This window comes from Nocardioides sp. WS12, assembly GCF_014108865.1.
Taxonomy (GTDB): domain Bacteria; phylum Actinomycetota; class Actinomycetes; order Propionibacteriales; family Nocardioidaceae; genus Nocardioides.
The window spans coordinates 4647458-4666853 of sequence record NZ_CP053928.1 but is presented as its reverse complement, the minus strand read 5'-3'; the positions used below and the strand labels follow the sequence as shown (position 1 = coordinate 4666853).

General features: G+C 69.3%; 21 protein-coding genes. 12 read left to right on the top strand and 9 right to left on the bottom strand.

Going from position 1 to position 19396, the window contains the following annotated elements; translation table 11 throughout:
• Positions 1 to 10 precede the first annotated feature (10 nt).
• Positions 11 to 1150 (top strand): hypothetical protein, encoded by a 1140-nt coding sequence (locus tag HRC28_RS22500; protein ID WP_182377596.1) that lies wholly within the window; start codon positions 11 to 13, stop codon positions 1148 to 1150.
• A gap of 3 nt (positions 1151 to 1153) precedes the next feature.
• Here the strand turns inward: HRC28_RS22500 and HRC28_RS22495 are convergent, their stop codons facing one another.
• Together HRC28_RS22495 and xseA are read right to left on the bottom strand one after the other, a co-directional pair.
• Entirely contained in the window at positions 1154 to 1366 is a 213-nt protein-coding gene (locus HRC28_RS22495) for an exodeoxyribonuclease VII small subunit (protein ID WP_237111613.1), read from the bottom strand.
• Complete coding sequence (gene xseA, locus HRC28_RS22490; RefSeq protein ID WP_182377595.1) at positions 1363 to 2595, bottom strand: exodeoxyribonuclease VII large subunit; 1233 nt, start codon at positions 2593 to 2595, stop codon at positions 1363 to 1365. The genes HRC28_RS22495 and xseA overlap by 4 nt, the downstream gene beginning before the upstream one ends.
• A gap of 87 nt (positions 2596 to 2682) precedes the next feature.
• On the opposite strand from xseA, the gene HRC28_RS22485 reads away from it, so the two are divergent.
• From HRC28_RS22485 to HRC28_RS22465, 5 genes are read left to right on the top strand one after another with little or no spacing between them, the layout of a single operon-like run.
• A complete protein-coding gene (locus HRC28_RS22485) occupies positions 2683 to 3144 on the top strand; it encodes a hypothetical protein (protein WP_182377594.1) in 462 nt (153 codons plus the stop codon).
• Positions 3145 to 3190: 46 nt separating this feature from the next.
• Positions 3191 to 4117: a PfkB family carbohydrate kinase gene (locus HRC28_RS22480; protein WP_182377593.1), complete on the top strand. Its 927-nt coding sequence runs from the start codon at positions 3191 to 3193 to the stop codon at positions 4115 to 4117.
• A gap of 17 nt (positions 4118 to 4134) precedes the next feature.
• Complete coding sequence (gene truA / locus HRC28_RS22475; RefSeq protein ID WP_182377592.1) at positions 4135 to 4968, top strand: tRNA pseudouridine(38-40) synthase TruA; 834 nt, start codon at positions 4135 to 4137, stop codon at positions 4966 to 4968.
• Positions 4965 to 5564, top strand: coding sequence for a methyltransferase (locus HRC28_RS22470; protein WP_182377591.1), 600 nt, complete (start codon positions 4965 to 4967; stop codon positions 5562 to 5564). The genes truA and HRC28_RS22470 overlap by 4 nt, the downstream gene beginning before the upstream one ends.
• A gap of 24 nt (positions 5565 to 5588) precedes the next feature.
• Positions 5589 to 6269 (top strand): SIMPL domain-containing protein, encoded by a 681-nt coding sequence (locus tag HRC28_RS22465; protein ID WP_182377590.1) that lies wholly within the window; start codon positions 5589 to 5591, stop codon positions 6267 to 6269.
• Position 6270: 1 nt separating this feature from the next.
• On the opposite strand, the gene HRC28_RS22460 is transcribed toward HRC28_RS22465, so the two are convergent.
• On the bottom strand, positions 6271 to 6939 hold the full coding sequence (locus tag HRC28_RS22460) for a maleylpyruvate isomerase family mycothiol-dependent enzyme (protein WP_182377589.1): 669 nt from the start codon (positions 6937 to 6939) through the stop codon (positions 6271 to 6273).
• A gap of 69 nt (positions 6940 to 7008) precedes the next feature.
• Here HRC28_RS22460 and HRC28_RS22455 point away from each other — a divergent pair, with 69 nt between their 5' ends.
• Genes HRC28_RS22455 through HRC28_RS22445 form a run of 3 tightly spaced genes read left to right on the top strand, consistent with a single transcriptional unit; the run spans position 7009 to position 9227 of the window.
• Positions 7009 to 7554 carry a SigE family RNA polymerase sigma factor gene (locus HRC28_RS22455; RefSeq protein WP_182377588.1) on the top strand — a complete coding sequence of 182 codons (546 nt, stop codon included), beginning with the start codon at positions 7009 to 7011 and terminating at the stop codon, positions 7552 to 7554.
• The gene (locus HRC28_RS22450; RefSeq protein WP_182377587.1) at positions 7547 to 8800 is read left to right on the top strand and encodes a hypothetical protein; all 1254 of its coding nucleotides are present in this window, start codon (positions 7547 to 7549) and stop codon (positions 8798 to 8800) included. Before HRC28_RS22455 ends, HRC28_RS22450 begins: the two co-directional genes overlap by 8 nt.
• Positions 8801 to 8807: 7 nt before the next feature.
• Positions 8808 to 9227, top strand: coding sequence for an adenylyltransferase/cytidyltransferase family protein (locus tag HRC28_RS22445; protein WP_182377586.1), 420 nt, complete (start codon positions 8808 to 8810; stop codon positions 9225 to 9227).
• Positions 9228 to 9270: 43 nt separating this feature from the next.
• On the opposite strand, the gene HRC28_RS22440 is transcribed toward HRC28_RS22445, so the two are convergent.
• The 4 genes from HRC28_RS22440 to HRC28_RS22425 all read right to left on the bottom strand — a co-directional run bounded on the left by HRC28_RS22440 (position 9271) and on the right by HRC28_RS22425 (position 13013).
• On the bottom strand, positions 9271 to 9648 hold the full coding sequence (locus HRC28_RS22440) for a hypothetical protein (protein WP_182377585.1): 378 nt from the start codon (positions 9646 to 9648) through the stop codon (positions 9271 to 9273).
• Positions 9649 to 9956: 308 nt separating this feature from the next.
• Positions 9957 to 10430 carry a hypothetical protein gene (locus HRC28_RS22435; protein ID WP_182377584.1) on the bottom strand — a complete coding sequence of 158 codons (474 nt, stop codon included), beginning with the start codon at positions 10428 to 10430 and terminating at the stop codon, positions 9957 to 9959.
• Positions 10431 to 11059: 629 nt separating this feature from the next.
• Positions 11060 to 11542: a hypothetical protein gene (locus tag HRC28_RS22430; RefSeq protein ID WP_182377583.1), complete on the bottom strand. Its 483-nt coding sequence runs from the start codon at positions 11540 to 11542 to the stop codon at positions 11060 to 11062.
• Positions 11543 to 11693: 151 nt separating this feature from the next.
• On the bottom strand, positions 11694 to 13013 hold the full coding sequence (locus HRC28_RS22425; protein ID WP_182377582.1) for an HNH endonuclease signature motif containing protein: 1320 nt from the start codon (positions 13011 to 13013) through the stop codon (positions 11694 to 11696).
• A 441-nt stretch (positions 13014 to 13454) separates the two neighbouring features.
• Between HRC28_RS22425 and HRC28_RS22420 the strand changes: the two genes are divergently transcribed.
• From HRC28_RS22420 to HRC28_RS22410, 3 genes are all read left to right on the top strand, one after another.
• Positions 13455 to 15170, top strand: a complete 1716-nt coding sequence (locus tag HRC28_RS22420; RefSeq protein ID WP_182377581.1) for an ATP-binding cassette domain-containing protein — start codon at positions 13455 to 13457, stop codon at positions 15168 to 15170.
• Positions 15167 to 16195, top strand: a complete 1029-nt coding sequence (locus tag HRC28_RS22415; RefSeq protein WP_182377580.1) for a GNAT family N-acetyltransferase — start codon at positions 15167 to 15169, stop codon at positions 16193 to 16195. Before HRC28_RS22420 ends, HRC28_RS22415 begins: the two co-directional genes overlap by 4 nt.
• 65 nt (positions 16196 to 16260) lie before the next feature.
• Positions 16261 to 16443, top strand: a complete 183-nt coding sequence (locus HRC28_RS22410) for a DUF5302 domain-containing protein (protein WP_182377579.1) — start codon at positions 16261 to 16263, stop codon at positions 16441 to 16443.
• 11 nt (positions 16444 to 16454) lie between these two features.
• On the opposite strand, the gene HRC28_RS22405 is transcribed toward HRC28_RS22410, so the two are convergent.
• On the bottom strand, positions 16455 to 17654 hold the full coding sequence (locus HRC28_RS22405; RefSeq protein ID WP_182377578.1) for a trypsin-like peptidase domain-containing protein: 1200 nt from the start codon (positions 17652 to 17654) through the stop codon (positions 16455 to 16457).
• A gap of 66 nt (positions 17655 to 17720) precedes the next feature.
• Positions 17721 to 19358 (bottom strand): long-chain-fatty-acid--CoA ligase, encoded by a 1638-nt coding sequence (locus HRC28_RS22400; protein WP_182377577.1) that lies wholly within the window; start codon positions 19356 to 19358, stop codon positions 17721 to 17723.
• Positions 19359 to 19396 lie beyond the last annotated feature (38 nt).

Genomic DNA, 19396 nt, shown 5'->3' with positions numbered 1-19396 from the left:
TCGTAGGGCCATGCGCCGCCTGTTGCCTGTCGTCCTTGCCCTGACCTTGGTGGTGCTGTCGGGCTGCGGCGACGAGGACTCCGCACCGTCGTCGGAGCAGGGTGCACAGTCCGACTGGCAGCGGTTGCCCGACTTCCCGCTCGCCGAGCGGGACGGCCCCCTTGTGGCGTGGACCGGCGCTGAGGTGCTCGCCCTCGGCGGCGACACCGGCGACCAGTGCCCACCCAACGCCGACTGCGGCCAGCCCAACGAGTCGGCCGTCGACGGCGCCGCGCTCGACCCGGCCACCCGGAAGTGGCGGCGGATCGCCGACGCTCCGATCCCGGTGCCGTCGTACAGCCCGCATGCCCTGGTCGGAGACCTGTTCTTCGTGCATGTCGACCGGGCCCTGCTGTCGTACGACGTCCGCGCCGACCGGTGGGAGACCGTCCCGCGGGACCTCGAACCGGGGAACCAACTCGTCGCGGACGGCGATCGCCTGGTGCTCATTCGGGGCAGCGACGAGACCGAGGTGCTGCCCGACCTCGCCTACGACCCCGCCACCGGCCAGTGGACCCCACTGCCCGACGACCCGCTCGGACCGTCGTACGACCGGGTTGCCGTGAGTACGCCGCACGGGTTGTTGCTCGGCGCCCACGATCTCGTTGCCCAGCCGGGCGGCGGTGCGAACCCGTCGTACCTCGAGGCTGCGCTGCTGGGTCCGAACGGGAAGTGGCGAGAGTTCGGCCCCAGTGGTCAGGTGGGCGGTTGGGTCCTGTCCGCGGCAGGCGACCGCGTCGTGAGCCTCAGCCTGATGACGACGAACGGCGGCGGAGACCCGCCCGGCGACTACGGCCGTCAGGTCCCGGGGGGCGGCCGCCTCGACGTACGCACGGGCACGTGGTCGGACCTCCCCGCTGCACCGGAGGAGGGCTCCGGCGGCTGGGCCGTCTACGCGCCTGAGGGGCGACTGATGGCCAACGAGGGTTACGTGTACGACGACAGCGCGGGGACCTGGCAGCGGATCGGGCGGCCATCCGACGCGGCGAAGCAGCCGGGTCCGGCCGTGTGGGCGGGTGACACCCTCGTCGTGGTCACGGGGCAGGCGAACCGCGATTCGAACGAGGCCAACCGGAGCAACGAAGTCTGGTCCTGGAGCCCGACTCCTTGAGGGTCAGTCCTCGTCGGCAGCCTCGAGTACGGCGTCCAGCCGGGCTCGGGCACCGTCGATCCAGTCCTGGCAGATGGTGGCGAGCTTCTCGCCGCGCTCCCAGAGCGTGAGCGACTCCTCGAGCGTGGTGCCGCCGGCCTCGAGCTGACGGACCACCTCGACCAGTTCCGCCCGGGCGTCCTCGTAGGACGGGGTCTCGTCAGTCAACTCACTCACGGGTTCTCCTCGATCAGTTCGGTCGTGGTGGCAGTGGCGTTGATCCGGCCGTCGGCGACGCGGACCGTGAGAGCGGCGCCGGTGGCGATGTCCGCGGCCGAGGTGACGACGTGGCCGTTGGCGTCCTGGAGGACGGCGTAGCCCCGCTGCAGGGTGGCGAGCGGCGAGAGCGACTTGACCCGCGCCCGCCGGTGGTCGATGTCGTCGGCGGCCCGGTCGAGGCGGGTCTCGAGCTGGCGGCGGATCCGGACCCGCCAGTCGTCGAGTTCACCTGCTCGTGCGTCGAGAAGCGTGCGCGGGTCGGCGAGGACGGGCCGCGACCGGAGGGCGTCGAGTTGTCCCTGCTCCCGGTCCAGCCGCATCGTCACGGCCTGGCGGATGCGTGAGCGGGCCTCGATCACCCGGCTTCGTTCCTGGAGCATGTCCGGCACGATCAGCTTGGCCGCATCGGTGGGGGTGGAGGCACGGAGGTCGGCGACCAGGTCCAGGAGCGGTGAGTCGGGCTCGTGGCCGATCGCCGACACGACCGGTGTGCGGGCGGCCGCAACCACGCGGATCAGGCCTTCGTCGGAGAAGGGCAGCAGGTCCTCGACCGAACCGCCGCCCCGCGCGATCACGATCACGTCGACCTCGGGGTGGGCATCGAGGCGTCGTACGGCGTCAATCACCTCGGCGGCCGACTTGTGGCCCTGCATCGACGCGTAGGCGATCTCGAAGGACACGGCGGGCCAGCGGCGGGTGGCGTTCTCGACCACGTCGCGCTCGGCGGCGGAGTTGGCCGCGGTGACCAGGCCGACGCGCCCCGGCAGGGTCGGCAACCGGCGCTTGCGTTCGGTGGAGAACAGGCCCTCGGCAGCGAGGAGTTGGCGGCGCTGTTCGAGGCGGGCGAGCAGCTCGCCGAGCCCCACCATCCGGATGTCGCGCGCCTGCAGGGACATGCTGCCGCGGTTGGCGTAGTACGTCGGCTTCGCGTGGATGACCACGCTCGCGCCCTCGGTCACCGGCGTCGCCAGCCCGTCGAACAGGACCCGCGAACAGGTGACGGGCACGGAGATGTCGGCGACCGAGTCGCGCAGCGTGAGGAAGACCGTGGCCAGGCCCGGCCGGCGACTGATCTGGGTGACCTGGCCCTCGACCCACACGGCACCGAGACGGTCGATCCAGCCCGAGATCGCGTTCGCGATCGCCCGGACTGGAGCCGGCTTCTCGAGCGAGGTCTCCAGGGTCACGCCCGCGAGCCTATTTCATGGGGCCGACAAGCGTCCGTCTGCGCCGTCTCGTCGTTTGGAAACCGCTCTGCTGGAGAGGGTCGACATGTGACCTTCCCGCTGTGGCTGCCCTGGGTGATCCTGTTCGTACTGCTCGCCGCCCTCGTGCTGAAGCCCGAGTCGTCGCTGCGGACCTCGGGACCGATCTGGATCGTCCTGATCATCGCCGTCTGGCTCACCTTCGACCACTTCTCGGTCTCGGAGGACGAGTTGTCCCGGGCGACCATCGACGCGGCCGCCGCGGTGGACGGTTCGCTCGGCGGGGTGACCCAGGACCGGATCCGTGTCGAGGTCGAGGACCGACTCGGTCGACCGGTGGTGATCAGCCGGCAGGAGGTCGCGGATGACGATCCCACGGAGGACGCCTACGGCTTCACCGTCACGGTCGGGGACGACGACGAACCGGCGATGTGCGTCGAGGTGGTGGAGTTCTCGTCGTTGACCTCGCCCGGCGTCCGGCCGGCGTACACGTCGACTCAGCCCGGTCAGTGCACCGCATCGAGTGACTGAGGCGAGTCCTCTTCCCTCGCGGCGACGTCGACGGCACAGTGGGGCCGTGACGACAGCCCTGGTGATCGGCGAAGCAGTGCTCGACGTGGTCCAGGCGACGGGCACCGACCCCGTGCAGCGGCCGGGAGGTTCGGCGGTCAACGTCGCTGTCGCCCTGGCCAGGCTCGGGCGCCCGGTGCGGCTCGCGACCTCCTACGCGGCCGATGGGGCCGGCGAACTCCTCGACGGTCACCTGCGCGCCGCGGGGGTCGACCTCGCCGCCGACCCGCACGTCCTGGCATCCACCCCGCGCGCGGACGCCGTCATCGACGCGACCGGCGCGGCGTCGTACACGTTCGAGGTGGGGTGGCAGTTGCCCCCTGACGTGCCGACCGGCCAGGGGACCGATGCGCCGCACGTGGTGCACGTGACCTCGCTGGCGCCGCTGCTCGACCCCGGCGCTGCGGACGTCTTCGCGCTGGTCGAGCAACTCAGGACCACCACCACGGTGTCGTACGACGTCAACCTCCGCCCCGCGATCACCGGCACCGGACCCGAGGTACTCGCGGGCGTGACCCGGATGGCGGCGCTCGCCCACCTGGTGAAGGCCTCGGACGAGGACCTGCTGGCGCTGTGGCCCGACCAGGACCCGGGGGAGTCGGCGGCCCTGCTCCTCGAGCTCGGCGCGGCGGCGGTCGTCGTGACGCACGGCGACGGCGGCGCGTCGTGGCACTCGCGCTGCGGCTGCGACTGGTGCACCGGCGGCATCCACGCCCAGACGGTCGAGGTCGTCGACACGATCGGTGCGGGCGACACGTTCGGCGCCGCACTGATCGACCACCTCTGGTCGTTGCTCGGCGTCGGTGGCGCCGACCGGATCGCGGCGCTGGAGGCGGAGGAGTGGATCGCTGCGCTGGAGTACGCCGCCAAGGCAGCGGCGATCACCGTCGGTCGGGTGGGTGCGGACCCGCCGACCCGTGCAGAACTCGGCTAGGGCTCTACGATTCACGCGTGCGGTTGCGGATCGATCTTGCCTATGACGGCACCGAATTCCGGGGGTGGGCCACCCAGCCGGGGCTGCGGACGGTGCAGGAAGACCTGACCTCGGCTCTGACGACGGTCCTGCGCATCCCTGAGGGCTCGCTGACCGTGACCGTCGCCGGGCGAACCGACGCGGGCGTGCACGCGCGTGCCCAGGTCGCCCATGTCGACGTTCCCGATGACTCGGTGGCGGTCGCGGCTGACCAGCTCTATCGCCTCGGTCGCCGCGTCAACGGCGTGCTCGATCGCGACGTCCGCGTCCACCACATCGGTCCGGCGGCGGAAGGCTTCGACGCGCGTTACTCCGCGCTCTGGCGGCGCTACGCCTACCGGATCGCCGATGCGCCCGCCCTGATCGACCCGTTGCGCCGCCGTGAGGTGCTGCGCTGGGGAAGGCACCTCGACGGTGACGCCATGAACGAGGCTGCGGCCACCCTCATCGGCCTCCACGACTTCGCCGCGTTCTGCAAGAAGCGCGAGGGCGCGACCACGATCCGCACGTTGCTCGAGTTCGACTGGCGCCGGGACGACAGCGGGATCCTGGTCGGCCACGTGCAGGCCGACGCCTTCTGTCACTCGATGGTGCGCGCACTCGTCGGGTGCGTGGTCGCCGTCGGCGAGGGACGCCGGTCGGTCGCCTGGGCGACCGGGGTGCTGACCGGCAAGCAGCGGGACCAGGGCGTCACCGTCGTACCCGCGCACGGGCTGACCCTCGAAGAGGTCCGGTATCCCGAGGACGCCGAACTCGCAGTCCGGGCCCAGCAGACCGCCGCCCGCCGTACTTCCACCGAGGCACCTGCATGAGCGACGAGCACTACTTCACCGCCGACCCGTCGGTGCCCTTCCAGCGCGAGACGGCGTACGCGGCCGTCTGGGGGCTCGAACTCCAGCTCCAGAGCGGTTCGGGCGTCTTCGCGCGCGGCCGCCTCGACAGCGGTACGTCGATCCTGTTCCGCGAGACCGAACCCCCGAAGGGTGGACGGATCCTCGACCTCGGATGTGGGTACGGCGTCATCGGCCTCGCCGTCGCGGCGGCGGTGCCGGACGCGGTGGTCACGGCCGTCGACGTCAACCAGCGCGCGGTCCTGCTGGCCAACGAGAACGCCGCGTCGCTCGGCGTCACCGACCGCTTCACGGCGTCGGTGCCGGAGGAGGTTCCGGCCGGGGCGGAGTTCGACGAGATCTGGTCCAACCCGCCCATCCGGATCGGCAAGGAAGCGCTGCACGAACTGTTGTTGACCTGGTTGCCGCGACTGGCGCCGGACGGTCGCGCGGTGATGGTGGTCGGCAAGAACCTCGGCGCCGACTCGTTGCAGCGCTGGCTCGGCGAGCAGGGCTTCCCGACCACCCGGATCGCCAGCGCCAAGGGTTTCCGGGTGCTCGAAACCCGCCGCGCCTGACCGGTGCGTGTCTAGGGTGGGCGCATGCCCACCGAGTTCACCGTCCGCGGTTCGCACACTGCCTTCCAGAGCCCTGAGCGGGGCACCGTGATGGCCACTCTCGGCTTCGAGGGGCCGGCCCTCAAGCCCGTCTACAACCGCGTCGTCAGCGACCTCGATGCGGTGAAGAAGTCGATCCAGGTGCTGCACAACCCCGAGCACGGTCCGGTCACCTGGTGGGCGACCAAGCACATCCGCACGTGGGCGAACCGCCCGTGGAACCAGGACGGCAAGCAACTGCCCCTCGTCCACCACGCGAGCATCAGCCTCGAGGTGAAGTTCCAGGACTTCACGAAGCTCACCGACTGGGTCGGCCGTCACGTCACCGAGACGGCCGGTTTCAGCCTCGACGGCGTCGTGTGGGCGCTCACCGAGAACAACCGGCAGGACCTCGAGAAGGCCGTCCGCACCCGCGCGGTCCAGGACGCCGCGCGCCGCGCCCAGGAGTACGCCGACGCGCTCGACCTCGGACAGGTCCGACCCGTCGCGGTGGCCGATGCCGGGATGCTCACGATGGGCATCTCGCCCATGGACGGCGGCGGTTCGGCGCCGTACATGCGGATGGCCGGCATGGCCAAGGACTCCGCCGGGGCCAGCGAGCTGGAGCTCTCGCCCGAGGACATCGAGGTGTCCGCGCAGGTGGACGCGCGCTTCGTCGCTGAATGACCTAGGGAACGACGGCTGCCGTCGCCAGTACGTCGGCGGCCGGGCCTTCGACCGGCCGACGGCCCCAGAGCATCAGCAGCAGATCGGCTGCGGGCGCGGCGAGTTCGACGACGGGGTCGGTGTCGCCGAGGTCGAGTGACTGGTCGAGGTCGGTCGCGACGAGCCGCACGGTGCCCTGCAGGGGCTCGGTCCGGCCGAGCTTGATCTGGCGCGGGTAGAACAGGGTCGCCACCTCGTCGACGCCGTCCCAGCCGAGCTCGGGCGTGACCACCCACTCGGCTGCGCGTCCCTGGGACGCGAGGGCGTCGTACAGGTGGATGGTGACTTCCTGGGTCTGGCGGCGTCGCCAGAACGCGCTCATCGGCTCGGGGCCGAAGGTCCACACGTGCTCGTCGGGAGCCGTCCGTCGCAGCGCGTCGAGCAGGGTGCCGGCCGCTGCCCGGTAGCCGGCGACGAGCGACGCCCGGTCGGTCCCGACGGGGTCCGTGGCGCCGTCGGGATTGCCGGCGGTGACGGCGTTGGCCGCCCACGCGTGCACCCACCGGGTGTGCTCGCCGAGTTCGGTCAGCGTCCATCCGGGGCAGTCGGGCACGGGCGCCGCCAGGTCGCCGTACTCCAGCACCTCGGCGAACCGATCAGTTGTCGTTTGCAGCAGGTCGATCCACTCCATGAAGGAATCCTTGCAGCAGACTCGCAACAGGATCGGGACTTGCAGCGTTGGAGGGGTGTGGAAGCAGTGATGGAGTCGAACGGGGCGGACCCCGCGGTGCTCGCCCCGACCTTCGATGACTGGGTCGCGGCGCGTGGCCCGGCGTTGTTGCGTCTCGCCTACGTGTTGACCGGCAACGCCGCCGATGCGGAGGACGTCGTCCAGGACGCCCTGTCGCGTGCGCTGCCTCGTTGGGAGCGGATCGCTCGGGTCGAGAACCTCGACGCCTACGTGCGTCGGATGGTGGTCAACGCGCACACCTCGTGGTGGCGGAAGTTCCGGCGACGCGAGTCGCCGTCGGAGTTCGTCGGCGGCAGCGAGGTCGTCGCCGGTCCGGGCGAGGGTCCGGGGCACGACGAACGGGCGCGGATCTGGGCGGCCTGCCAGGCGCTTCCCGAGGCGCAGCGGACGGCCGTCGTCCTGCGCTTCTACGAACAACTCGAGTACGACGAGATCGCAGCGTTGACCGGGGTCCGCGAGGGCTCCGTCCGCTCACGGGTGTCCCGCGGGATCGCCGTACTCAGGACCGAACTGGGCCATCTGAACGACCAGGACATGGGTGAGCGCGATGAGTGACTTCGAGGAGCAGGTGGGCGCGACGCTCGCCGTCGTCGCCGAGGACGCGCCGGACGCTGGTCGCCTGGCCGCCGGGGCGCGCCGTCGTCATCGGGTACGACGCCAGCGCCGGATCGCCGTGGGGGGAGTCGCGACTACCCTCGTCGTAGCGGTGTCCGCCGTGGCGCTCGTGGCGCGCGACGGTGGGAACCCGGACATCGCCGAGGACGCGACCGAGACGCCGTCGGGTGCCTGGCAGACGATCTCGGAGGGTGACCTCCGCGCTTCGATCCCGCCCGACTGGAAGGCGTACGACTGCAACGACGGCGACACCGTCTTTGCGGGGCCGGACGAGGATCCGTGTGCGGACGGCACCGGCACGCTCTTCGAGGAGCGCGCGATCTTCGAGCCCCGGGATGCTGCGGGCGTGGTGGTGCGGCGGCCGGCCGGTGGGGCCGCGTACTGGACCAGTTATGTGTACCTCGATGATTGGGCGTTTGTCGTGACCTCGACCGACCGCGACCTCACGCGCCAGATCCTTGCCACCGCCCGGCACGACGGGCAGCCGGTGATCGACGGAGGCCTATGGGTGTCGTTCGAGCGCAACGGGATCGGCTATGACGTCCCGGCCTTCTGGGGCGTTGGCCACCGGGGCGACCGGAGCGGCTACTCCGTCTGTGCGGTGTCGGGCGCCCTCGACGAGGGGGTCGGCGAGCAACTCGATGACCGCCTCTACCGGTACGACAGGCCCTTCGGCAACCATCAGGTCACGATCACCGCGCCGACCAGTGCGGTGGCCGACATCGTGTGGGCCTCGCTCAACGAGGCTCCGGACGCGGTCGGAGGCGGGTGCGCCGAGGAAGACTTCGCCGTCGGATTGCTGCCGCCCGAGGGGAGTTCCGGCGCTCCGGTCGAGAGCGAGGAGTCGGCGACGGTCACGACCGCCACCGGTGATGCTGCCGTTGCTTTCGGTGCGGACCTGGCACGCCTCTACGCCAGCGGCGAGGACTATCCGATCGACATGTTCGCTGTGGAGGGCCTCATGGAGGACGGCGACCTCGCACCGTTCGAGCCGGGCCACGGGCTGCACAACTACTTCCGGCTCACGATGCAACCGGGCGTCCTGTTCTGCCTCGTCAACAACTCCACCGGCGAGTACGCCGCCTACGACAGCACAGCAGGTGGCCTGATCGGGCAGGGCAAGGTCGACCCGGGCGAGGCCACCGCGTTCGACAACGCGTGCACCTCGGCCATCAACAATCAGTGAGCGGCAGATGACCGAGTCCATCCGTGTGTACGTCGACATGGTCGGCGATCTCTTCCACGCCGGCCACGTCGCGTTGCTGCGCGCCGCCCGCGAGCTGGGCGACGAACTGGTGGTCGGCGTCCTCTCGGACGCAACAGTTGCGGCCTACAAGCGCCAACCGATCATGACCCTGGCCGAGCGCGTAGCGGTGATCGAAGCCTGTCGGTACGTCGACGAGGTCGTCCCGGACGCCCCCAACCGGCTCACCCCTGAGTTCCTCGAGGAGCACCGTCTTGCACTCGTCGTCCACGGCGACGACGTGGACCCCAGCGCCGCAGCCGATGTGTACGGAGCAGCCGTTGATGCCGGGATGCTCCGCCTCGTCCCTCGGACCGGCGAGATCTCCACGACCGACCTGATCGCGCGGGTGCGCAGCCGGCCCGGGTGAGACCCGGTGGCGGGATGTGATCTGTCCGCGGCAGGTGAGGGCGCTACTGCTCGCGGTCACTCGTCGACGACGGCAGAGCTGGATCCGAACGCGGCGAAGCCTCTGCCGCTCGCAAATGACGGCGGAACCTTCCGGCAACAAGGTGCAGGACCGCCGGCCCAGCCAGCCAACCCACGATTGGCACCACGACGGTGGACGGGTCGGCGCTCTGCCCCTCGATCTGCCCCGACCAACCCAGCATGAACACCGCGATCCACCACAGCGGCACCAGAACCGCGAAGTCGAGCACGACCGCGAACACCCGGCCGGCGGTTCCCGCTTCCGACGAGGCAGTGAGCGCGCCGTCAAGAAGCCCCGCCACCGCACCCAGCGCGGCCGCCGGCACAAGCAACCCCGTCCACACCCATTCCTCGAAGTCCAAGACTGGGCCCCGGTGCAACGGACCCGAGAGGGTCACGAGCAATACCGCGCCCAGCACCGCGAGAACGAGGTGACCGCTCAGGCCCTCGCTCAGTGTCGGAAGGCGCGGAGCGTTGCGTTTGGGAGCGGCCGGGACCGGTGGGCCGCTCCGCTTGGGCTGCATAGGTGGAGCCTCGCGGTCGCGGTGTCCAATGAGCAGGGTTGTGGTACTCATCCCGGAGAAGCCTGGGAAGGCCTGTCAGTCAGAAGACCTGTCGTCGGCACGGCCCGACAGCGACATGTGAGTGCGTCGAGGTTGTGGCGACAGCCCTAGTGCGTTCGCGAGGTACGAGAGCCGTCAGGCTTGACCTCTACCCAATCGATCAGGTGTTGCTGGGGAGGCTCAAGGCCGTCGCCGAGCACCTTCTCCGGCGCGATGCGAAGTTCTCTACAGAAGTCAACGACGTCCATGGTTCGCGCGCGCTCCAGGAGATTGACTGCGTGAGAATCGGCCGGGCCCAGATGGGAGTGTGCGAACACCTGTACTGGCCGGCCATCAAGACGGTCGTAAACGATCACGTTGCACCAGCGCTTCGGGTTGTACTCGATGAGGGTCAACCCGAGACTGGCGAGGCCAACGAAGAACTGGCGTAGAGCTACTGCGAATTTGCGCCATGGAGAGACGTACTCGTATTCGGCGCGGATGCCGAACCACCGCGATGCGGTCACGCCCGTCGATGGAGTGTTCACGACACCACCGTCCTCGTCGCAGCGAGCAGTGCTGCTCACTTCACCGTCGGCCACCCGACCATCATAGGTTGTCTGAATGCGCTCCAACCGTGTTCGCATCACGGGGGTTTCGCACCGTCCCGACAGCGGAATGTGCGGGCCGTTCGCCTCGCTGCGGCAACGTCCGACGCTTCCTAGACTGCAGACGCGCCTTGCTCCGCGAGTGCCAGCCACTCGGGGTAGTCGTGGCGGTCTCCCTCGTCACTGAGGCACAACATGACGTGCCCGTCGGCGGTGTGGGCGCTCCAGCGCGAGGGTTCGCGTAGGAGGGCGCTCGCGTCTGTTGCCGCCAGGACTAGGTAGGAGTCGTTCTGAGTCGCACCTGCGCGCCACGCGGCGCCGGAGAGGGCGACAGGAGGGTCTGCATCAGCGATTAGGTCGATCCAGCCCGCTCGGTGCCAAGGCGTCAGGGCGGCCTGGCACTCGCGTGGCAGCCAAGGGCCGTGCACGACGTCGCGCCCGTCACCGTGAAGGTCGGTGACTTGATGGGTCACCTCGTGCAGGAAGGCTTGCTCCCGCACGAGGCAGTACATCTCCGACACCAGATCGGACCAACGTTGGGAGTCCACAACTTGCAGTCTGCCGCTTCGGCCGAATGCGCGCTCCTCGGCACGGCCGCGCGCTCGGCGGCATGACAGCGCGGATCAGCTACCGACGTCCAGCAGTGAACGCATCGGCGCGATGATGAACGCGCCGTTGTAGTCGCCAGCGACGTAGCGTGCTCGCAGGGCATCGGATGAATCGACCCCCTGGGCGTAGCGGATCACTTGGGCGACGCATCTGGCGATCGCCGCTGCTCGGACTTCATTCTCACCAGCCCAGTCCGGAAACGCCGCGTCCGGGATGAAGGGGATGGCCCCTTCCGTTTCGTCCTCTCCGTCGCCATAAGGCAAGGGCAGGAATAGGTAGCAGTCCTCAGCATTGCGGGGCGCGAGGTCCCCAAGTTGAGGAAGTGACGCGCCCAGAATCAGCCGGTAGGGGGCTCGTTTTCCGCTCCCGTCGACCACGATTGAAATCGACCATTTGAGGTCCTTGTGGACGAGCTGACAACCACCGTTCGCGTACTTCAAGCCTTCGGCGTCGAACGCCGAAAGGAACATACGTCGAAGGGTGCGCCGGTCGATCATGAGTGCACTATTCCGTGCCTAGTACGTTGCGGTGCTGAGCCACGCGAACGCCCCGGACATCGGCATGTGCGTGCGGGTCCGCTGTCTCACTACTGACTTGTCCCGGGCATGCCGCTGGCCCCGCTGGTGGGCGGGGTGCGGGGCGGGGAAGCTATTCGGCGGGGTCGGGTGACCGGGGCGGGTCGAGGGCGCGGGTGCCGTCGGGGCCGACAAGGAAGTGTCGGCCATGCGGGCTGGTCCACAGGTAGTGGCCGGGTAGGACGATCGTGTAGCGCCACCTGCTGTGGGTTTTGGCGCGGTGATGTCGTCGGCACAGCGGGACCAGGTTGCACGGACACGTCGCACCGCCCTGACCGTGCGGTTGCGCATGGTCCAGATCGCACCGGGACGCCCGGTGCGGGCAACCGGGGAACCGACATTGGTGGTCGCGGAGCTCGACCCTGCGGCGGATGCGGTCGGGGATCTCGTAGGAATCGACCGGGACACAATCAGCCAGATCGATGACCGGTCGCACGATCACGGTGGTGTCGCGGGCGCGGAGCCATTCCTTGATCTGCTGAGTGGAGATCGGTGCCCGGCCCTCGTCCCAGCGCCCGACGGGGTTCACGAACGGGTTGTCCTCATCGTCAGAGGTGAGGGTGGTGTCGGTGATGTGGACGCTCAGCTCGACCTTGCGGCCGGGTGACTGGGCCACGACTTCACCGGTTTCCTCGTCGGTGAACAGCAGGTCCAGGGACAGGTCCTGGCGGGCCAGGTCGCCAACGGACTTGGAGCGGCGGACGTCGAAGGAGTCGGTGTCACCGAGCTGCCCGCGGATCTTGGCTCGACGCGACAACGCGAGGTCGAAGTCATGAGCATCCGCGGCGTCCAGAACCGAGTGCGACTCGACCTGCCCGTTCGCGTCGACCTCACCGACATCGACCCGGCGGGCATCGGCGGCGGCCTGGCGCTCGGCTTCGGCGCGTTCGGGGTCGAACCGGATCATCGCTTCGGTGACGAGGCGTTCGAGCTGTGCCCAGCCGACGCCGCCGACGGCAGCGAGCTGGCGGTCGACGAACGCAGCCGCTTCGGCGTTCAACGAGTGGGTGAGGTCGGCGATGCGTTCGGCCCGCCACGGCTCCAACCTGCCCTCAACGACCGAGGTGTAGATGCCGGGGAGGCGCCAGGCGCACTCGATGACCCGGCCGACGTACCCACGTCCACCATCAGGGGACCTGCCGAGGACGGCGATGAGTTCCATCAGGTTGAACTCTGACACCAGCGGTGCACCGGCGCCCGCGATCGGGACACCGGTGTCGATGATCCCGTCGACGATGGTCGCGGCATGCTCGGGGCTGGTGACGATGTTGCGCCTAGCCCAGGTCGCGATGTCGACCCATTCCTTGACCAGCGCAGCCTGGCGGGACTTGACGCCGTTGCTGAGGTCGGACAGCAAGGCCCGATCAGAGCGGGTGTCGGTTCCGAGATCCATACATGTATTAGATCACCGACCTCCGACATGACGAAGCGGCGGAAACCCGCCTGTGGACAGGGCAAAGTCCCCACCAAGCCTGTGGAGAGTTGATGGTCAGGGCCGGGGGTTTCGAGGCTCGCTTCGCTCGCACCTCAACCACCGGGCTCGCTTCGCTCGCACCTCAACCACCGGGCTCGCCAGATTTCGCTCGCACCTCAACCACCGGGGCGGCGTCTCGATACGCGGCTCGCTGGCGCTCCCCGCTACTCGACGAACTTGCGCGGCCTGGCGCTCGCCGCTACTCGACGAACTTGCGCGGCCTGGCGCTCGCCACTACTCGACGAACTGGTGCCCGCTCGCACCTCGACCACTGGGTTACGGTCGCTGCGCGACCTCCTCAGCCACCCGACGCCGTAACCCGTTCGCACCCAGCGACCCGATGCCGGACAATCGCATCTTGTGGGTCACGTAGAGGTTGCAGGTCTCCGGTACGAACTGCCTGACGGGCGGGTCCTTCTCGACGATGTCGCGTTCCGGGTGGGTGAGGGCGCCAAGGTCGCGCTCGTCGGCGCGAATGGCGCGGGCAAGACCACGTTGTTCCGGATCATCACGGGGGATCTGTCGCCGCACGCTGGTGTCGTTACGCGCTCCGGTGGGCTCGGCGTGATGCGCCAGATGGTCGACCGGATCTCGACAAGCTCGATCAACGAGGGATCACCGACCGTCGGCGACCTGCTGCTCAGCCTCGCTCCCGAACGCGTCCGTCGCGCGCAGGCCGAGGTCGATCGGTGGGAGCTAGCGCTCATGGACACCGACGACGAGAAGACCCAGATCGCCTACGCCACGGCGTTGTCGGAGTACGCCGACGCCGGCGGGTACGACGTCGAGGTGCTGTGGGACGTCTGCACGGTCAAGGCGCTGGCGCTGCCGTACGACCGCGCGAAGTACCGCGAGCTCCGCACCCTGTCGGGCGGCGAGCAGAAGCGACTGGTGCTGGAGTACCTCCTCGCCGGCCCCGAAGAAGTGCTGCTCCTCGACGAGCCTGACAACTTCCTCGACGTGCCCGGCAAGATCTGGCTCGAGCAGCGAATTGCCGCATCGGACAAGACGATTCTCTTCATCAGCCACGACCGCGAACTGCTCGCCAACACCGCCACCCACGTCGTCACGGTGGAGCTCGGGGCGGGTGGCGGCGGCAACAGCACCTGGACGCACGCGGGCACCTTCACGTCGTACCACGAGGCGCGGCAGGACCGCTTCGCCCGCTTCGCCGAGCTCCGCCGTCGTTGGGACGAGGAGGAGGCGAAGCTCAAGGCGCTGGTGCTGCGGCTGAAGATCAAGTCGGAGTACAACGACGGCATGTCGTCGCAGTACCGGGCGGCACAGACCCGGCTCCGCAAGTTCCAGGAGGCGGGCCCGCCGACCGAGCAGCCCCGCGAGCAGCAGGTCACGATGCGCCTCTCCGGAGCCCGCACCGGCAAGCGCGCCATCGTCTGCGAGGACGTCGAGCTCACCGGTTTGATGAAGCCCTTCGACCTCGAGGTCTGGTACGGCGACCGGTTGGCCGTGCTCGGATCGAACGGCTCCGGCAAGTCCCACTTCCTGCGGCTGCTCGCCGCGGGCGGGAGCGACCCCGACATCGAGCACCAGCCCGTCGGCGACGCCGAGATCGTCCCCGTGCCCCACACCGGCCGTGCCCGGCTCGGCGCGCGGGTGCGGCCCGGCTGGTTCGTGCAGACCCACGAACACCCCGAACTGACCGGCCGGACGCTGCTGGAGATCCTGCATCGGGGCGACGGATCGCCGAACGGGCGTAAGGGCATGGGCCGCGAACAGGCGGCACGGGTACTCGATCGCTACGAACTCGCGGCGAGCTCGGAGCAGAAGTTCGAGTCGCTGTCCGGTGGCCAGCAGGCGCGGTTCCAGATCCTGTTGCTCGAACTGTCCGGCGCGACCTTGCTGCTGCTCGACGAGCCGACCGACAACCTCGATGTCCAGTCGGCCGAGGCGCTGGAAGAGGGCCTTGCGGCCTTCGACGGGACGGTTGTCGCGGTGACCCACGACCGCTGGTTCGCCCGCGGCTTCGACCGGTTCTGCGTGTTCGGGTCCGACGGCTCGGTCTACGAATCGAATGACCCGGTGTGGGACGAGGCGAGGGTGGTGCGGACGCGATGAGCCAGCTGGAGATCAGCGAACTCGAACGCGGCGACGAGGCAGGAGTCGCTGCCTGGGTCGACACGGCGATCGCCGCGGAGCGTCACGACGTCGGCGACCACGCGACGTACTGGGCCTACGAAGAGCTGCTCCCGATCGTCGGTGACGCCAGCGGGCTGCGGCAGTTCCGGCTCTTCAGCGGCACCCTCGACGGCGAAGTCGTCGCGGTCGCCCGGATGGCGCTGCCGTTGAAGGACAACCTCGACAACGCGGAGTTGCACGTCGGCGTCCGTCCCGAGGTACGACGACGCGGGCTGGGCAGCGCGATGCTCACCCATCTCGAGGCGATCGCCCTGGCTGGCGGCCGCACGAAGCTCGATGCGTTGCCGCCGTGGCCCTATGACGCACCCGAGGACGGTGCCGGAACCTCGGGCGCCGAGTTCGCCCGGGCCCACGGCTACACGTTCACGCTCGGCGAGATCCAGCGCGAGCTCAGCCTCCCGATGCCTGAGAACCTGCTGCAGGAACTCGCGGACGAGGCCGCGCCGTACCACCGCGACTACGAGATCCGGACCTGGTCCGGGCCGATTCCGGACGACCTCGTGGTCAGCTGGCTCGAGCTCTCCTCGACGCTCGCGACCGAGGCGCCGGCGGGCACGGGGGAGCACGAGAACGAGGCCGTCGACGTACCGGCCTTCCGGGAGTCCGAGGCCAACCAGGCCGCTCAGGGCCGCACGATGTGGCACACGGTGGCGCTCGACAACACCGGCACGGTCGTGGCCTACACGCAGGTGGCCGAGACCCACCCCGACAACCCGTTCCTCTTCCAGTGGGGCACCCTCGTCCACCGCGAGCACCGCGGCCACCGGCTGGGACTGGCCGTGAAGGTGGCCAATCACCGCGCTCTCCAGGACGGCGCCGACGTGTCGGGTCGTCGTACCGTCACCTGGAACGCCGGGGTCAACGACCACATGATCGCGATCAACGAGCGCCTGGGCTTCGTGTGCGGAGCCCGCAGCGGCGAGTTCCAGAAGAAACTGACCTGATCGGTTCCCCGTTGTGCGACTACGGTGGAACCGTCACCGTCCGCACGAAGGAAGGAAATGCCCCCATGGCTGCCAGCAACGCGAACGACGACCTCAAGGCCAAGATGCGCGAGGCCCTCGACCGCAAGAACAACAAGGGCAAGAGCCTGACCGAGGAAGTCCCCGGCAAGGAGAAGGCCCACGGCTCCGAAGTCGTCGGTGGCGCTCCGAAGATGCACCGCCGCAAGGCCGGTGGCGGCGGCTCCTGAGCCCTGGCTTTCTAGCCGTCCGACGCGAGCTTCAGGTCGGTTGTGCTCTCCTTGCCGCCCCGCAGGTACGTCACCTTCACGGTGTCACCGGGGCGGTAGGAGCGCACGGTCGCGATCAGGCCGTCACTGTCCTCGATCCGGCGATCATCGATCGCCGTGATCACGTCGCCCGCCTTGAGGCCGGCGTCGGAGGCGGCTGAGCCCTTCTCCGTCTCCTCGATCTTCGCGCCCGACACGGTGGTGTCGCTGGAGCCGGCGGTGCCGGCCGCGTTGGAGACCTGGATCCCGAGTCGCGCGTGCGTCGGGGTCTCCCCGCTGCGCAACTGCTCGATGATCGGCAGCACCTCGTCGATCGGGATCGCGAAGCCGAGCCCGATCGAGCCGGACTCCGCACCCGCTCCCGATCCGGTCGAGCGGATCGAGGCGTTGATGCCGACGAGTTGGCCGTCCATGTTGACCAGCGGGCCGCCGCTGTTGCCGGGGTTGATCGCGGCGTCGGTCTGGATCGCCGGGTAGGCGGTCACGTTGCCGTTGGCGTCGCGCGCCACCTGGACCGGACGGTTCAGTGCGCTGACGATGCCACTCGTCACGGTCGCATCCAGTCCGAACGGGGAGCCGATCGCGACGACCTGCTCGCCCACGTCGAGGTTGCTGGACTTGCCGATCGTGATCGGGGTCAGGTTGTCGACGCCCTCGACCTTCACCAGTGCGGTGTCGGTGAGCGGGTCGGTGCCGACCACGGTCGCCCGTGCCTTGGTGCCGTCGCTGAAGGACGCGGTCACCTCAGCCTGCTGGGAATCGATCTCTCCCCCCAGGGTGACCACGTGGTCGTTGGTCAGGATCAGGCCGTTGGCGTCGAGCACGACGCCGGAGCCGCTGCCGGAGTTGCCTCCACCGCTCACGTCGAGCGCCACCACGGACGGAAGTACGGCGGCCGCAACTCCTTCGACGCTGCCGGAGGCCGCAGCCTTGTTGCCCGTGTCCGCGACCTGCAGCGGCGCGGAACTGCCGCTCCCCCCGGACCCGTCGGTGGCTGCGTCGTAGATCGCAGCACCGCCGACTCCGGCCCCGCCCCCGACCAGGAGGGCTCCGGTCAGCACCAGCACCGCGAACCCGGATCGCTTCGGCAACCGGTTGGGGGGAGGCGGCTGCTCGGGTGAAGCGTGCGGGAAGAACGGCAGCGCTGGCGGCGGGGGCAGGACCTGAGTCATGCCTCCACTGTGCGGAGCCTCCCTGTGACGGCGCTGAGACCCGGTTGAGGACTTGCCCTGAGAGTCCTAGACCTGGCGGTCGCGCGAATCCCAGTAGGGCTTGCGCAGCTCGCGCTTGAGGACCTTGCCCGTGGGATTGCGGGGGAGCGCCTCGATGATGTCGACCGATCGCGGTGCCTTGAAGCGGGCCAACCGCTCGCGGGTCCACTCGATGAGCTCGATCTCGGAGGCGTCCGCGCCCGGCTTCAGCGCAACGACGGCCTTGACCGACTCGCCCCACTGGTCGTCGGGGACACCGATGACGGCGACCTCCAGGACTCCCGGGTGCTCGGAGAGCACGCGCTCGACCTCGGGGGAGTACACGTTCTCGCCGCCGGTGATGATCATGTCCTTGAGCCGGTCGGACACGAAGACGTAGCCGTCCTCGTCGACGTGGCCCATGTCGCCCGTGCGGAACCAGCCGTCCTCGACGAGCACCTCGGCGGTCGCTTCCGGCTTGTTGAGGAATCCCTTCATCAGCTGGGGAGTGCGCAACCAGAGCTCGCCGTGCTCGCCCGTCGCCACCTCCTCGAGCGTGGCCGGGTCGACGATCTTCACCTCGCACTCCGGGACCGGCTTGCCGGCCGACACCAGTCGTTCGGGGTGACCGTCCGTCACGGCGTTGCGGTGGTCCTCCGGCATCAGGTGCGTCGCGACGCCGGAGACCTCGGTGAGGCCGTAGACCTGGATGAAGTCCGTGTCGGGCCACGCCTCCATGGCGGCCCGCAGCAGCGGCGGTGGCATCGGGGCGGCGCCGTACGTGTAGGTCTTGAGGGCGCCGAACAGCTTGACCGCGTCCGGACCGGACTGCAGCACCTGGGCGAGCACCGCCGGGACGAGGAAGGTGCGGTTGGCGCCCGCCATGATCGCACCGGCGAGGGAGGCAGCGTCGGGCTCGCGGGTCATCACGCTGGGGATGCCGTCGTGGATCCCGAACAGGACCCAGGACGACCCGCCGACGTGGAACAGCGGCATCGCGACCATCGTCTTGTCGCCGGGCTCGAAGTCCCAGCCGTCGTGGGCGTTCACCGTGTGCTTGACCATGTTGCGGTGCGTGAGCATCACGCCCTTGGGACGGCCGGTGGTGCCGGAGGAGTACATGATCAGGCAGACGTCGTCCTCGAGCACGTCGGGACCGTCGTCGCACGCCACGGAGTCAGCGAGGAACTGCTCGTACGGATCACCCTCCGCGCCCTCGGGCGCGACCTCGATGATGGTGTGGACGTTCGGGAGCCGGTCACGGATCGCCTCGATCGTCGGCATCAGCTCACTCCCGACGAAGAGCACCTTCGCTCCGGAGTCGTTGACGGCGTAGTCGATCTCGTCGCCGGCCGAGCGCCAGTTGATGATCGCGTTGGCCGCACCGATCGAGCCGGCGGCGAGGCTGATCTCCACGCAGGCCGGGTGGTTCTTGTCGAGGAACGACACGACGTCGCCGCGCGCGATGCCGAGCTCGCGCAGCCCGCCGGCCGCGCGATGCACGCGTTCGTGCCACTGCGCCCAGGTCCAGGTCCTGCCGAGGTACGTCATCGCCTCCGCATCGGGCGTCGCAGCGGCCCAGTAGTTCAGTCGGTCGTCGACGTACGTCGGCTCCGAGGGGCGGGCCGGGGGCCAGGCCCGGGTGGCTGAAGAGGACCCTGATGGTGACGTTGTCGGCGCGCTCACGTCCCGGATTGTGTCCCAGGTCACAAGGATGCACAACG

Bases quoted from the DNA above. Each gene is read 5' to 3' on its own strand.
- HRC28_RS22500 (WP_182377596.1), top strand. From the start codon at position 11: ATGCGCCGCCTGTTGCCTGTCGTCCTTGCCCTGACCTTGGTGGTGCTG.
- HRC28_RS22470 (WP_182377591.1), top strand. From the start codon at position 4,965: ATGAGCGACGAGCACTACTTCACCGCCGACCCGTCGGTGCCCTTCCAG.
- HRC28_RS22465 (WP_182377590.1), top strand. From the start codon at position 5,589: ATGCCCACCGAGTTCACCGTCCGCGGTTCGCACACTGCCTTCCAGAGC.
- HRC28_RS22460 (WP_182377589.1), bottom strand. From the start codon at position 6,939: ATGGAGTGGATCGACCTGCTGCAAACGACAACTGATCGGTTCGCCGAG.
- HRC28_RS22455 (WP_182377588.1), top strand. From the start codon at position 7,009: ATGGAGTCGAACGGGGCGGACCCCGCGGTGCTCGCCCCGACCTTCGAT.
- HRC28_RS22450 (WP_182377587.1), top strand. From the start codon at position 7,547: ATGAGTGACTTCGAGGAGCAGGTGGGCGCGACGCTCGCCGTCGTCGCC.
- HRC28_RS22445 (WP_182377586.1), top strand. From the start codon at position 8,808: ATGACCGAGTCCATCCGTGTGTACGTCGACATGGTCGGCGATCTCTTC.
- HRC28_RS22430 (WP_182377583.1), bottom strand. From the start codon at position 11,542: ATGATCGACCGGCGCACCCTTCGACGTATGTTCCTTTCGGCGTTCGAC.
- HRC28_RS22425 (WP_182377582.1), bottom strand. From the start codon at position 13,013: ATGGATCTCGGAACCGACACCCGCTCTGATCGGGCCTTGCTGTCCGAC.
- HRC28_RS22415 (WP_182377580.1), top strand. From the start codon at position 15,167: ATGAGCCAGCTGGAGATCAGCGAACTCGAACGCGGCGACGAGGCAGGA.
- HRC28_RS22410 (WP_182377579.1), top strand. From the start codon at position 16,261: ATGGCTGCCAGCAACGCGAACGACGACCTCAAGGCCAAGATGCGCGAG.
- HRC28_RS22405 (WP_182377578.1), bottom strand. From the start codon at position 17,654: ATGACTCAGGTCCTGCCCCCGCCGCCAGCGCTGCCGTTCTTCCCGCAC.